The 13894-nt window shown below is 64.6% G+C and carries 10 protein-coding genes; 4 read left to right on the forward strand and 6 right to left on the reverse strand.

All coding sequences use genetic code 11. The features are described from left to right. Positions 1-99: 99 nt before the first annotated feature. Complete coding sequence (gene gyrA / locus BMY03_RS07840; protein ID WP_094010730.1) at positions 100-2862, reverse strand: DNA gyrase subunit A; 2763 nt, start codon at positions 2860-2862, stop codon at positions 100-102. 248 nt (positions 2863-3110) lie between these two features. Then, complete coding sequence (gene mtnA, locus BMY03_RS07845; protein ID WP_094010731.1) at positions 3111-4187, reverse strand: S-methyl-5-thioribose-1-phosphate isomerase; 1077 nt, start codon at positions 4185-4187, stop codon at positions 3111-3113. A 111-nt stretch (positions 4188-4298) separates the two neighbouring features. Here mtnA and BMY03_RS07850 point away from each other — a divergent pair, with 111 nt between their 5' ends. The 4 genes from BMY03_RS07850 (at position 4299) to BMY03_RS07865 (ending at position 7917) form a co-directional block, all read left to right on the forward strand. Further along, positions 4299-5624: a TRZ/ATZ family hydrolase gene (locus BMY03_RS07850; protein ID WP_038705631.1), complete on the forward strand. Its 1326-nt coding sequence runs from the start codon at positions 4299-4301 to the stop codon at positions 5622-5624. 64 nt (positions 5625-5688) lie between these two features. Then, complete coding sequence (gene ubiG / locus BMY03_RS07855; protein WP_094010732.1) at positions 5689-6387, forward strand: bifunctional 2-polyprenyl-6-hydroxyphenol methylase/3-demethylubiquinol 3-O-methyltransferase UbiG; 699 nt, start codon at positions 5689-5691, stop codon at positions 6385-6387. 2 nt (positions 6388-6389) lie between these two features. Next, a complete protein-coding gene (mupP, locus tag BMY03_RS07860) occupies positions 6390-7061 on the forward strand; it encodes an N-acetylmuramic acid 6-phosphate phosphatase MupP (RefSeq protein ID WP_023630596.1) in 672 nt (223 codons plus the stop codon). A 115-nt stretch (positions 7062-7176) separates the two neighbouring features. Continuing rightward, complete coding sequence (locus BMY03_RS07865; RefSeq protein WP_094010733.1) at positions 7177-7917, forward strand: YciK family oxidoreductase; 741 nt, start codon at positions 7177-7179, stop codon at positions 7915-7917. A gap of 79 nt (positions 7918-7996) precedes the next feature. On the opposite strand, the gene BMY03_RS07870 is transcribed toward BMY03_RS07865, so the two are convergent. The 4 genes from BMY03_RS07870 to BMY03_RS07885 form a co-directional block, all read right to left on the reverse strand. After that, on the reverse strand, positions 7997-8782 hold the full coding sequence (locus tag BMY03_RS07870) for an iron-containing redox enzyme family protein (RefSeq protein WP_023630598.1): 786 nt from the start codon (positions 8780-8782) through the stop codon (positions 7997-7999). 38 nt (positions 8783-8820) lie between these two features. Next, positions 8821-11277, reverse strand: a complete 2457-nt coding sequence (locus tag BMY03_RS07875; protein ID WP_038705630.1) for an EAL domain-containing protein — start codon at positions 11275-11277, stop codon at positions 8821-8823. Between the two features lie 159 nt (positions 11278-11436). Beyond that, the gene (locus tag BMY03_RS07880; protein WP_094010734.1) at positions 11437-13269 is read right to left on the reverse strand and encodes an ABC transporter ATP-binding protein; all 1833 of its coding nucleotides are present in this window, start codon (positions 13267-13269) and stop codon (positions 11437-11439) included. Next, a complete protein-coding gene (locus tag BMY03_RS07885) occupies positions 13262-13894 on the reverse strand; it encodes a DsbA family protein (RefSeq protein ID WP_094010735.1) in 633 nt (210 codons plus the stop codon). Before BMY03_RS07885 ends, BMY03_RS07880 begins: the two co-directional genes overlap by 8 nt.

The raw sequence follows: 13894 nt of genomic DNA on the forward strand, positions 1-13894 counted from the left end.
CTGTGTCGCCGGCACCGGGGCTGCCTTGCAGCGCCAATGCCCCACCTTCATCAGTCAAACGGGGCGACCTTGGTCGCCCCGCTCGGGTTGTTGCATCGATTATTCCTGAGGCGCCTCTTCGGTGCCGGCATCGTCGTCGCCCACCGCATCGAGCGGGGCGCCCTCCTCGTCCGTCTCGATCAGTTCATCGAGCTCTTCCTCGGAGGGTTCCTGGACGCGCTCAAGCCCCACCAGCGTCTCGTCGGTGGCCAGCTTGATCAGCGTGACACCCTGGGTGTTACGGCCCAGGCTGGACACCTCGCCGACCCGGGTACGCACCAGCGTGCCCTGGTCGGAGATCAGCATGATTTCCTCGCCTTCCTGCACCTGGATAGCGCCGATCAGCAGGCCATTGCGCCCCTTGGTGCCCATGGCGATCACGCCCTGGCCGCCACGGCCGCGACGCGGGAACTTGGACAGCGGGGTGCGCTTGCCAAAACCACGCTCGGAAGCGGTGAGGATCTGCGCGCCGGACTCCGGAATCAGCATGGAAATGATCTGCTGCCCCTTGCCCAGCTTCATGCCGCGCACGCCACGGGCGGTACGGCCCATCTCGCGCACCACGCTCTCGGCGAAGCGGATCACCTTGCCGGCGTCGGAGAACATCATGACTTCCTTGGCGCCATCGGTAATGGCGGCGGCGATCAGGGTGTCACCTTCCTTGAGCTTCAGGGCAATCAGGCCATTGGAACGCGGACGGGCGAACTGCACCAGCGGAGTCTTCTTGACGGTACCGGCAGCAGTGGCCATGAAGATGTAGGCGCCGGTCGCTTCGGCGACCCACTCAGGGGTGTCGCCGTCTTCCTCGTCGATCTCCTCGGCCTCCACCAGCTCGCCTTCGATCACGCTGTCGTCGCTGTCTTCCAGTTCTTCCTCTGGATCTGCGTGCTGCTGCAGCGCCTCCAGGTCGATCTGCAGCATGGCGGTGATGCGCTCACCCTCCTCCAGCGGCAGCAGGTTGACCAGTGGGCGGCCGCGGGCGGCGCGGGAGGCCTCGGGAATCTCGTAGGTCTTCTTCCAGTACACCTTGCCCTTGCTGGAGAACAGCAACAGGGTGGCATGGCTGTTGGCGACCAGCAGGTGCTCGATGTAGTCCTCGTCCTTGACGCCTGTGGCCGACTTGCCCTTGCCACCACGGCGCTGGGCCTGGTACGCGGACAATGGCTGGGTCTTGGCGTAGCCACCGTGGGAGATGGTCACCACACGCTCTTCTTCCGGGATCATGTCACCGTAGTTGAGGTCGTGGCTGGCATTGAGGATTTCGGTGCGACGGGCATCGCCGTACTCGGCGCGGATCGCTTCAAGCTCCTCGCGGATCACTTCCATCAGGCGCTCGGCGCTGCTGAGGATGCGAATCAGCTCGCCGATCTGCTCGAGGATCTCCTGGTACTCGGCCAGCAGCTTCTCGTGCTCCAGGCCGGTCAGGCGGTGCAGGCGCAGCTCCAGGATCGCCTGGGCCTGTTCCGGCGACAGGTAGTACTTGCCTTCGCGCAGGCCATATTGCTCCGGCAGGTCTTCCGGACGGCACGACTCGGCACCGGCACGCTCGACCATGACCTGCACCGCGCTGGACTCCCAGGCCGTGCTGATCAGTGCTTCCTTGGCTTCGGACGGCGTCGGCGAGGCCTTGATCAGGGCAATGACCGGGTCGATGTTGGACAGCGCGACCGCCTGGCCTTCAAGGATATGGCCACGCTCGCGGGCCTTGCGCAGCTCGAACACGGTGCGGCGGGTGACCACCTCGCGACGGTGGCGAACGAACGCCTCGAGCAGGTCCTTGAGGTTCAGCAGGCGCGGGCGACCGTCGATCAGGGCAACGATGTTGATGCCGAACACGCTCTGCAGCTGGGTCTGCTGGTAGAGGTTGTTGAGCACCACCTCCGGCACCTCGCCGCGGCGCAGCTCGATGACGATACGCATGCCGTCCTTGTCGGACTCGTCGCGCAGCTCGGTGATGCCTTCGATCTTCTTCTCTTTGACCAGCTCGGCGATCTTTTCGATCAGGCGCGCCTTGTTCAGCTGGTACGGCAGCTCGGTGACCACGATCTGCTGGCGGCCGCCGACCTTGTCGATGTCCTCGATCTCGGAGCGGGCACGCATATAGATGCGGCCACGGCCGGTGCGATAGGCCTCGATGATGCCCTGGCGACCATTGATCAGGCCCGCTGTCGGGAAGTCCGGCCCCGGGATGAACTGCATCAGTTCATCGACCGTGATGTCGGAGTTGTCGATCAGCGCCAGGCAGCCATCGATCACTTCGCCGAGGTTGTGCGGCGGAATGTTCGTCGCCATGCCCACGGCGATACCGCTGGAACCGTTGACCAGCAGGTTGGGGATCCTAGTCGGCATGACCGCCGGGATCTGCTCGGTACCGTCGTAGTTCGGCACCCAGTCGACAGTTTCTTTGTGCAGGTCGGCCAGTAGCTCATGGGCCAGCTTGGACATGCGCACTTCGGTGTATCGCATGGCCGCGGCGTTGTCGCCGTCCACCGAACCGAAGTTGCCCTGGCCATCGACCAGCAAATAGCGCAGCGAGAATGGCTGGGCCATGCGCACGATGGTGTCGTACACGGCGGTGTCGCCGTGCGGGTGGTACTTACCGATCACGTCACCGACCACACGGGCGGATTTCTTGTACGGCTTGTTCCAGTCGTTGCCCAGTTCGCTCATCGCATACAGAACGCGGCGATGCACGGGCTTCAAGCCGTCACGCGCATCGGGCAGCGCTCGCCCGACAATAACGCTCATCGCGTAGTCGAGGTAAGACTGTCTCAGTTCGTCTTCGATATTGACCGGGAGGATTTCTTTGGCCAGTTCGCCCATGAGAAGCCTGATTCCTTTTTCTGGTGAAACTTCGCCTGATCCCTCGAAGGACGAACGAAGCTCGCCGCCGCAGCGCAATTGGGGTGCGACGACTTACGACAAATCAATGAGTTGTGCCATGGATCTGCGCAATGAAGACCGCGGTAAAGAGCGGCCTTGGAAACTGCCGGATGGTATCACAAACGCTGCGCGCATGGGAGATATGGCAGGTTGCCGTACAGTACCATCCGCACGGATGGAAAAACGCCTCAATGGAGGCGTTTGCGGCACATCAACTGGGCAATTTTTGCGGTATCCGGGCGCTCGACCACGCCCTTCTCGGTGACGATCACGTCGATCAGGTCGGCCGGCGTGACATCGACCACCGGGTTATAGGCTTCGACATCAGCGGTTACCTGGATCCCGGACACCTCCAGCAGCTCTTCCTCGCCGCGCGTCTCCAGCGGGATATCGTCCCCGGTGGGCAGGTTCAGATCGATGCTGGTGCTAGGCGCCACCACCATGAAGCGCAGCCCGTGGTGCATGGCCGCCACCGCCATCTGGTAGGTGCCGATCTTCGCCGCCACATCGCCATTGGCGGCAATGCAGTCGGCGCCGACCACCACCCAGGTGATGCCCTTGACCTTCATCAGGTGCCCCGCCGCCGCGTCAGCGACCACAGTCACCGGCACACCGTCGGCGGCCAGCTCCCAGGCGGTCAGGCGCGAACCCTGCAGCCACGGCCGCGACTCGCAGGCATAGACCTGCTCGACCATGCCCTCCAGGGTGGCGGCGCGGATCACCCCCAGGGCAGTACCGAAGCCTCCAGTGGCCAACGCCCCGGCGTTGCCATGGGTAAGCAGGGCCTGCTCGCTGCCCTGGTGCCTGCGGATCTGCTCGACACCGAACTGGGCCATGGTCAGGTTGGCCTCGCGATCACTCTGGTGAATCGCCACCGCCTCGGCCTCCATCACCTTCAGCACGTCCTCATCCGGGCGCAGGCGCTGCAGACGCTCACGCATGCGGTTGAGCGCCCAGAACAGGTTGGCCGGAGTAGGTCGCGCCTCGCCGAGCATCATGAAGTCTTCTTCGAGGCTCTCTTCCCAGCTCTCGCCTTCCGCCAGGCGATGGCGCAGCGCGAGCACCAGGCCGTAGGCGGCGCAGATGCCGATCGCCGGAGCGCCACGCACGGCCATATCGCTGATCGCCTCAGCCACCTCGGCCGCCTCGGTACAGGCCAGCCAGCACTGCTCAAGCGGCAGCAGGCGCTGGTCGAGCAGGTGCAGCACGCCGTCGCGCCACTCGATGCCCGTTACCGTCTCCGCCGCCATCAGTTGATCGCGCATCGCCTCTCCCCGTCGCCCTGGCATCAAAAGCCGGCGATTATAGCGAGCCTGCGTCGCGGACGCTCGGGTATACTGCGCGTTTAGCCGAACCGATCCAGGTATATATCGCGCATGCCCATCGCCACTCCCCTCCTCGACCTGCTGCTTGTGCCGGACTGGCTGGTCCCCGTCGAGCCGGCCGGTGTCGTGCTGGAGGGCCATGCGCTGGGCATCCGCGACGGTCAGATCGCCTGGCTCGGCCCACGCGAGCGGGCGCCACAAGCGCGGGAAGTGCGAACGCTGCCCGACTGCCTGCTGACGCCCGGGCTGATCAACGCCCACGGCCACGCTGCCATGACCCTGTTCCGCGGCTTGGCCGACGACCTGCCACTGATGACTTGGCTGCAGGAACACATCTGGCCCGCCGAGGGTCGCTGGGTGACCGAGGCCTTCGTAGCCGACGGCACCGACCTGGCCATTGCCGAACAGCTCAAGGGCGGCATCACCTGCTTCGCCGACATGTATTTCTATCCACGCGAGGCCTGCGACCGTGTGCACCGCAGCGGCATCCGCGCGCAGATCGCCGTGCCGCTGCTGGATTTCCCCATCCCCGGCGCACGCACCCCGGACGAGGCCCTGCACCTGGCCATCGAACTGTTCGGCGAGCTGCGCCACCACCCGCGCATCACCATTGCCCTGGGCCCGCACGCCCCCTACACGGTGAGCGACGAGAACCTGGAGAAGATCCGGGTAATCGCCGATCAGCTGGACGCACCGCTGCACATGCACATCCACGAGACCGCCAGCGAAGTCGAGCAAGCGCTCAAGGACAACGGCGAGCGGCCACTGGCGCGCCTTGCGCGCCTGGGCCTGCTGGGCCCGAACCTGCAAGCGGTGCACATGACCCAGATCAGCGACGAAGACCTGGCGCTGCTGGTAGAAAGCAACACCAGTGTGGTCCACTGCCCCGAATCCAACCTCAAGCTGGCCAGCGGTTTCTGCCCGGTGGAGCGCCTGTGGCAGGCCGGGGTGAACGTGGCCGTCGGCACCGATGGCGCCGCCAGCAACAATGACCTCGACCTGCTCGGTGAAACCCGCACCGCCGCGCTGCTGGCCAAGGCCGTCGCTGGCTCGGCCACCGCTCTGGACGCACACAGGGCGCTGCGCATGGCCACGCTCAATGGCGCCCGTGCCCTAGCCCTGGAAGCGATCACCGGCTCGCTCGAGGTGGGCAAGGCCGCCGACCTGACCGTCTTCGACCTGTCGGGGCTGGCGCAGCAACCGGTGCACGACCCGGTCTCGCAACTGATCTACGCCACCGGGCGCGACTGCGTGAAGGATGTCTGGGTCGCCGGACAGCAACTGGTCGAGGACCGCCGCCTGAGCCAAATGGACGAAGCCGCGCTGGCCGCCAACGCCCGCGCTTGGGGAGCCCGCATCGGTGGGCGCAACGAATGAATGGCCGGCAGTTGCGGCTGCCGCCCCGCGACACTATTTATCGAAGATTCAGAGGACTGTTCCCATGAGCAACGTCGACCACGCCGAAATCGCCAAGTTCGAAGCCCTGGCCCACCGCTGGTGGGACCGCGAGAGCGAGTTCAAGCCGCTGCACGACATCAACCCGCTGCGGGTCAACTGGATTGACGAGCGTGTCGGCCTGGCCGGCAAGAAGGTGCTGGACGTCGGCTGCGGCGGCGGCATCCTCAGCGAGGCAATGGCCCAGCGTGGCGCCACCGTCACCGGCATCGACATGGGCGAGGCACCGCTGGCGGTGGCCCAGTTGCACCAGCTGGAGTCGGGCGTTGCGGTGGAGTACCGGCAGATCACCGCCGAAGCCCTGGCCGAAGAGATGCCTAGCCAGTTCGACGTGGTCACCTGCCTGGAAATGCTCGAGCATGTGCCCGACCCTTCCTCGGTGATCCGTGCCTGCTACCGCATGGTCAAGCCCGGCGGCCAAGTGTTCTTCTCGACCATCAACCGCAACCCCAAGGCCTACCTGCTGGCCATTATCGGCGCAGAATACGTGCTGAAGATGCTGCCGCGCGGCACCCACGACTTCAAGAAGTTCATCCGCCCTTCCGAGCTGGGCGCCTGGAGCCGTGCCGCAGGCCTCGAGGTCAAGGACATCATCGGCCTGACCTACAACCCGCTGACCAAGCACTACAAGCTGTGCAACGACGTCGACGTCAACTACATGATCCAGACCCTGCGCGAGGAATGAGCATGCGCCTGCGAGCAGTACTCTTCGACATGGACGGCACCCTGCTGGACACGGCGCCGGACTTCATTGCCATCTGCCAGGCGATGCTCGCCGATCGCGGCTTGCCGGCCATTGACGACGCGCGTATCCGCGAGGTGATCTCCGGCGGCGCCCGCGCCATGGTCGCAGCAACCTTCGCCATGGACCCCGATACCGACGGCTTCGAGCCCCTGCGCCTGGAGTTCCTCGAGCGCTACCAGCGCGACTGCGCGGTGCACAGCAAGCTGTTCGACGGCATGCCGGAGCTGCTGGCCGACATCGAGAAAGGCAACCTGCTGTGGGGCGTGGTCACCAATAAACCGGTGCGCTTCGCCGAGCCGATCATGCAGCGACTCGGGCTGGCCGAGCGTTCGGCGCTGCTGATCTGCCCGGATCATGTGAAGAACAGCAAGCCCGACCCCGAGCCACTGATCCTGGCATGCAAGACGCTCGATCTGGATCCGGCCAGCGTCCTGTTCGTCGGCGACGACCTGCGTGATATCGAGTCCGGCCGTGATGCCGGCACCCGCACTGCGGCGGTGCGCTATGGCTATATACATCCAGAGGACAACCCCAACAACTGGGGTGCCGACGTGGTGGTGGACCACCCGCTGGAGCTGCGCAAGGTGATCGACAGCGCGCTGTGCGGCTGCTGATTTCAAGTCGCAAGCGTCAAGCTTCAAGCTTCAGGAAAGAGCAGCCCCAACACTGATCCGCTCTCTCTTGTCGCTTGCCGCTTACAGCTTGCAGCTCATATCCAAGGACAGACCTATGTTCGACTACACCGCCCGCCCCGACCTGCTCAAGGGCCGAATCATCCTGGTCACCGGCGCCGGCCGCGGCATCGGCGCCGCTGCCGCCAAGGCCTATGCCGCCCTGGGCGCCACGGTGCTGCTGCTGGGCAAGACCGAAGCCAACCTGAACGAGGTCTACGACCAGATCGAAGCCGCGGGCCACCCACAACCGGTGGTAATCCCGTTCAACCTGGAAACCGCCCTGCCCCACCAGTACGACGAACTGGCGGCGATGATCGAGGATCAGTTCGGCCGCCTCGACGGCCTGCTCAACAACGCCTCGATCATTGGCCCGCGCACGCCGCTGGAACAGCTGTCGGGCGACAATTTCATGCGCGTGATGCATATCAACGTCAACGCCACCTTCATGCTGACCAGCACCTTGCTGCCGCTGCTCAAGCTGTCTGAAGACGCCTCGGTGGTGTTCACTTCCAGCAGCGTCGGGCGCAAGGGCCGGGCGTACTGGGGCGCCTACGGGGTGTCGAAATTCGCCACCGAAGGATTGATGCAGACCCTGGCGGACGAGCTGGAAGGCGTCGCGCCGGTGCGCTCCAACAGCATCAACCCAGGCGCCACCCGCACAGCAATGCGCGCCCAGGCGTATCCGAGCGAGAACCCGCAGAACAACCCGCTGCCCGAGGACCTCATGCCGGTGTACCTGTACCTGATGGGGCCGGACAGCAAGGATGTGAACGGGCAGGCGCTGAACGCGCAGTAATCTTCAGGTAGCCGGGGCCGCCTTGCGGCCCTTTCGCCGCATCGACAAACCGCGGCGAAAGAACCAGCAAACGATGATTTCAGCCCGCCGCCAAGGCCGGGCGCAAACGCCCCTGCTGGCGCCCTTCGAGCTGCATGCAACGCTCCAGGAAAAGGAACATGCAGTCGTAGCTCTTGCAGATCGCCCGGCGCAGCTCGGTGCGCAACCCCAGGGTCGGGTTCTCGCCCGCCAGAGTGCAGATGATTTCCAGCGCTTCCCACGGGTGCGCGTCATCATACTGCGCATGCATCTTCAACCATTTCATGGCGCGCTTGCGGGTGTCTTCGGGGAAGCCCTGGGCGTAGGTATCTTCGGCGCAGACCACTGCCGACCATTCGCCGGTGGCACCTTCGATGGCGTAGTTGGTGGCCGCCATCGCGATGGCCAGCGACTCGGTGGCGCATACCCGCCAACACCAGTCGTTCAAGCCATTGAGCTCGGGCGGCACTTCCTGAGACTGCAATTCATGCAAGTGGATGCCATGGGCCTGGCACCAGTGCACCCAGTAGTCGGCATGATTGAGCTCGACGCGGATGTTGCGCATCAGCCAGCGGCGCGCCATGTCCTCCCCGGGGTGCCGGGCGTAACGGGTCTTGGTGAGGTTGTGGGCCATGTAGAGGGAGAACTGCTCGACCACCGGCCAGCCACCGATCAGGTACTGGCGGATGGTCGACTGCTTGAGCCGGCCATCGCGCAGGCGCTGGTAGAACTCATGCTCCACCACCCGACGCTTGCTTTCGCGGCAATCCTCGATCAGTTGTTGGGCCCACTGTGGATAACTGGCCGGATCCATCAATGGTCCGATCCTTACGAACGCGTCGATCACTGTCAGCTCCTTGATTCCCTGTGATTTCCGGGCGTTGTTCAGCGAAAGGTCCCCGGCGCCCGGTGCAGAAGGGGCCTCGCGGCAATCCGTTGGCGCTGCAGGCTGTCGCAGGTGAACACCTGCGGGCGTTCGATGAGATACCCCTGGGCGTAGTCCACGCCGATTTCCTGCAAAGCCTGCTCGATCAGTGGCGTTTCGACGAACTCAGCAATGGTCCGCTTGCCCATGACGTGGCCAATGTGATTGATCACTTCGACCATCGCCCGGTTGATCGGGTCATCAAGCATGTCCTTGACGAAACTTCCGTCGATCTTCAGGAAGTCTACAGGTAAATGCTTCAAATAGGCGAATGACGACATTCCGGCGCAGAAGTCGTCCAGCGAGAATTTGCAGCCCAATCCTTTCAATTCATTGATGAACCGGATTGCACTACCCAAATTGGCGATGGCGCTGGTTTCAGTAATTTCAAAACAGATCAACCGGGGCGGGATGTCGTACTCGCCAAACAGGCGCTGCAGGTACTCGAGGAATTTGTCGTCGCCAATGCTCGAGCCCGAGAGATTGATGGCGCACATGGCCAACGGCCCCTCCCGGCCCTCGTCCAGGCATTGGCGAATCACCTGGAACACGCTGCGTACCACCCAACGATCTAGTGCGGTCATCAGGCCATAGCGCTCGGCTGCGGGAATGAAGCTGTCGGGCAGGATGGTACGCCCGCTTTCATCGTGCAGGCGCAGGAGGATTTCGATATGCCCCAGCCCATCGTGGGGGTGCAGCGGAGCGATTTCCTGGGCGTATAGGCAGAAGCGATTCTCCTCCAGCGCTACGTGCAGGCGCTGGATCCAGGCCATTTCACCAAAGCGCATGGACAGCTCGCTGTCGTCGGCGTGATAGACCTGGACGCGATTGCGCCCTTTCTCCTTGGCCATGTAGCAAGCCATGTCCGCCGCGCGCAACGATGCCTCCAAGGTACTGGGCACCTGGGCGATATGCACCAGGCCGATGCTGACCGTGGTGACGAAGGGCCTACCCTTCCACACGAAATGCAGGCTCTGCACGGCCTGGCGCAATTGCTCGGCAATGCGCTCGGCCTGCTCCGGCGGGCAGTTCTCGAGCAGCACGCCGAATTCGTCCCCCCCCAGGCGCGCCAAGGTGTCACCTTCGCGAAGGCCCGACTGCAACACCGCGCAGATATGGCGCAGTAACTCGTCGCCGGCGGCATGCCCACACGTGTCATTGACCAGCTTGAACTGATCGAGGTCGAGGAACATCAATGAATGCCGGCCGGCCTGGCGCGCCAGGGCATTGAGCGCCTGCTCCAGGCGGTATTCGAACTCGCGGCGGTTGGCCAGACCGGTCAGCGCGTCGTGAGTGGCCTGCCAGGACAGGTTGGCGATGTACTGGCGCTCCTGGGTCATGTCGTGCAGTACCACGACGATGCCGCTGACCTGCCCTTCTGTAAGAATGGGCGAGCCCACCAGGTTGACCGACACCGTACTACCATCCAGGCGCTGGATCAGCCGGGCGTGCTCGGCGCCGCCCTTGAGGCTGCCGCTGAGCACCTGCTCGACCAGCGTCAGGCTGTCGCCTTCGGCATTCTCGTCGAGCAGGCTGAACAGCGCCGCCAGCGGCAGCCCCTGGGCCTGCATCGCCTGCCAGTGCGTCAGCTGTTCGGCAGCCGGGTTCATGTAGCTGATGCAACCATCGACATCGGCGGTGATCACCGCGTCGCCGATCGACTCCAGGGTGATCTGCGCCCGCTCCTTCTCCTCCTGCAACGCACTGGCGAATGCCTGGCGCTGGGCCAGCAGCTTGCTCGAGCGCCGCCAGGCCATGGCGATAAGGAACAGCGCGGTGGCCAGGTTGGTGAGCATCAGCACCTTGAGCAGCATCCGCGAACCTTCACCCAGGGCATCGCTGAATGCCTTGGCGGCGGGCGTCACGCCATCATTGATGGCCACGATCCGCGCCTTCCAGTTGGCTACCTGATGGGCATCGGCCTTGCCGCCGGCAAACCCCTCGCGCATCTGCTGGGCCAGCACGTCGAGCTGGCGCAGGTAGTCGTCACCGATGTCCCAGTAATCGATGGCGGTTTCCATATAGCTGATATGGCGAAAGTTGCGGTAGAACCAGATGATCCGGGCGACATCCTCGGGGTGATTGCCGCCTTGCAGCACGCCCTGGCGCGCCGCCTCCAGGTCCGGCTCGGGCCGATCCAGGGCCAGGCGCAGGTTGTGATCGCCCTGGGGCACCAGGATGGCCCGGCGATAGCGGGCATAGGTCAGCGGATCGCGATCATCGGCATAGAGGTTGAGGTAGTAGATGGCGTCCTTCTGCGCCTTGGACCACAGGCTCTCGCCCGCCACATAGGCGCGCACGGCGGACAATGCATAAAGACTCAGACTGCCAAGCAGTACCTGGAAAACCACAACGGCGACGAAGGGCCAGATGATGCCCAGCAGCCTTGGCGCTTCGAGAGTCCGATTTCCCTTCATGTAATCCCTGTCATGGCGGCAGATAAGGCACGAATCGACCTAGACAAGCACAGCGTAGGCCATTTGCCATGAAGGAGCGACAAGCTACAAGCGCCAAGCGACAAGAAAAAGTGCGCTGCCCCCAACTTGCCGCTTGCAGCTCGAACCTTGAGGCTGTTTTCAGGTTTGCTGCAGGTGGCCGTAGAGCTTGGCGTACAGGCCACCTTCGGCGATCAGCTGCTGGTGGTCGCCATCTTCGGCGACATGACCGCCATCGAACACCAGCACCCGGTCCGCCTGCTTCACCGCCGACAGGCGGTGGGCGATGATCAGCGTGGTGCGCCCGCTGAGGAAGCGCGCCAGGGCCAGGTGCAGGTTGTATTCGGTGGCTGCGTCCAGCGCGGAGGTGGCCTCGTCGAGGATGACCACCTTGGGTTCGGCCAACACCATGCGGGCGATCGCCAGCCGCTGGCGCTGGCCACCGGACAGACGCACGCCGGAACGCCCGACGATGCTGTCCAGGCCCTGGGGCAGCGCGGCGATGGTGGCGTCCAACTGGGCGATGCGCAGCGCCTGCCAGCAGGCGTCGTCGCTGCAGTCACGCCCCATGGTCAGGTTGGCGCGCACACTGTCGTTGAACAGTGACGGGTGCTGCAGCACCACCGCGACATTTTCGCGCAGGGTCTCCAGGCCGATTTCCTGCAGGCTGGCGCCTGCGAAGCGGATGGTCCCGGCCTGGGCGCTGTACAGCCCAAGTAGCAACTGCACCAGGGTACTCTTGCCGCCGCCACTGGCACCGACGATGGCGACCTTCTCGCCCGGGGCAATGGTCAGGTTGAGCTGGTCCAGCACCGGTTCGTCGGCATAGGCGAAGCGCAGGTCGCGCACCTCGATACCGACCGTGTCGCGCCCGGCAAACGGGTCGGCGGCCGCCGGGTACTGCGGCTCGTCGGCCCGCGCCAGCAGCTCGTTCAAGCGGCTCAGCGCACCGCCGGCGGCATAGTAGGCATATTGCAGGTTCAGCAACTGTTCCACCGGTCCGATCATGAACCACAGGTAGCTGAACACCGCCAGCATCTGGCCGATCGAAAGGTCGGAGAACAACACCGTGAGCATGGCAGCGGCACGGAAGATATCGATGCCGAACTGGAACAACAGGCCACTGGCGCGGCCGCTGGCGTCGCTCTTCCACTGCGAGGCCACCGCGTAGTCGCGCACCTCGCGGGCGCGCAGCCCCAGGCGGCCGAGGAAGTAGCCCTGGCGGTTGCCGGCGCGGATCTCCTGGATCGCGTCGAGGGTCTCGGTCAATGCCTGGGTGAACCGTGCGGTGCTGTCGTTCTCGAGCTTCTTCAGGTGCTTGACGCGCTTGCCCAACTGCACGGTGAAATAGATCACCAGCGGGTTGAACAGCAGGATCAGCAACGCCAGCTGCCAGTGCATCCAGATCAGGATGGCCGCGGTGCCGGTCAGGGTGAGCACGGCCACCAGGAAGCGGCTCAGGGTTTCACCGACGAACTTGTCCAGGGTGTCCAGATCAGTGACCAGGTGGGTGGTCACCGTGCCGCTGCCCAGGCTTTCGTATTCCTTGAGCGAAATGCGCTTGAGTCGCTCGATCAGACGGATGCGCAGGCGGTAGACGATATCCTTGGCCAGGCCGGCGAACAGCTTGGCCTGGACCACGTTGAACGCCAGCGCCGCCAAGCGCAGGCCGAGGGTGGCGCACAGCATCAGCCCAATGTAACCGGCGGCCACCTGCCAGCCCGCGGGCAGAAAATTGTTCATCCACTTCAGCGCTGCGTCGCCATGCCCCAGCAGCACTTCGTCCACCAGCAGCGGCAGCAGCAAGGGAATCGGTACGCTGCACAGGGCGGCGAGCACGGCCACCAGGTTGGCGGTCCACAGGGCTTGCTTGTGGTGCAGGGCCAGGCGGCGGATCTCCGCCCAGCTCAGGCGATCGGGCACAGCGGGGGACTTCCCTGGCACAGGGTCTGGCGACCCTGGCAGGTCAAGCACAGGCGGCCTGCTGCAGCCAGCGGCCGAGCAAGGGTTGCAGGCTGTCCAGCGGCTGGTAGCCATTGGTCAGCAGGGCCAGCTGGCCATTGCGCTCGGCCAGCAGCGTGGGGAAGCCAGCGATGCCCAGGTCCTGCACCCAGGCGAAATCGGCACTGGTGGCGACACGGGTGTCAGGAAGGGTGAAGCGCTGGGAGAACTGCTCGCGGTCGAAGCCGGCCTGCTCGGCCAGCTCCACCAGTTGCGGGGCGCGGGTGACATCCACGCCCTGCTGGTAGAACGATGCCTGGATCAGTTGCAGCAGGCGCCAGGCCTGCTTTTCGTCCAGCTCGCGTGCGGCCACCAGGGCGCGGCACGCCGGCTCCGTGTCATAGACGAAACCGTCGGGCATCGCGTCGTCGAAACAGAACGGCTGCCCGGTGGCGTCATGCACCGCCTGCCAATGCTCGAGGATGTACTTGCGGGTCGAGGCGTCCAGGGCGCTGCCACCGGTGCGCAGGCCGCCCGGCACCAGGCGGGTCCCTACACCCGCCTCACTGGCCTGGGCGATCAGCGCCTCGGCCACCGGGGCAAAGCCCCAGCACCAGGAGCACATCGGGTCCATCACATAGAGCAGGCGTGCGGACAT

The organism is Pseudomonas soli, from assembly GCF_900110655.1.
GTDB classification, from domain to species: Bacteria; Pseudomonadota; Gammaproteobacteria; order Pseudomonadales; family Pseudomonadaceae; genus Aquipseudomonas; species Aquipseudomonas soli.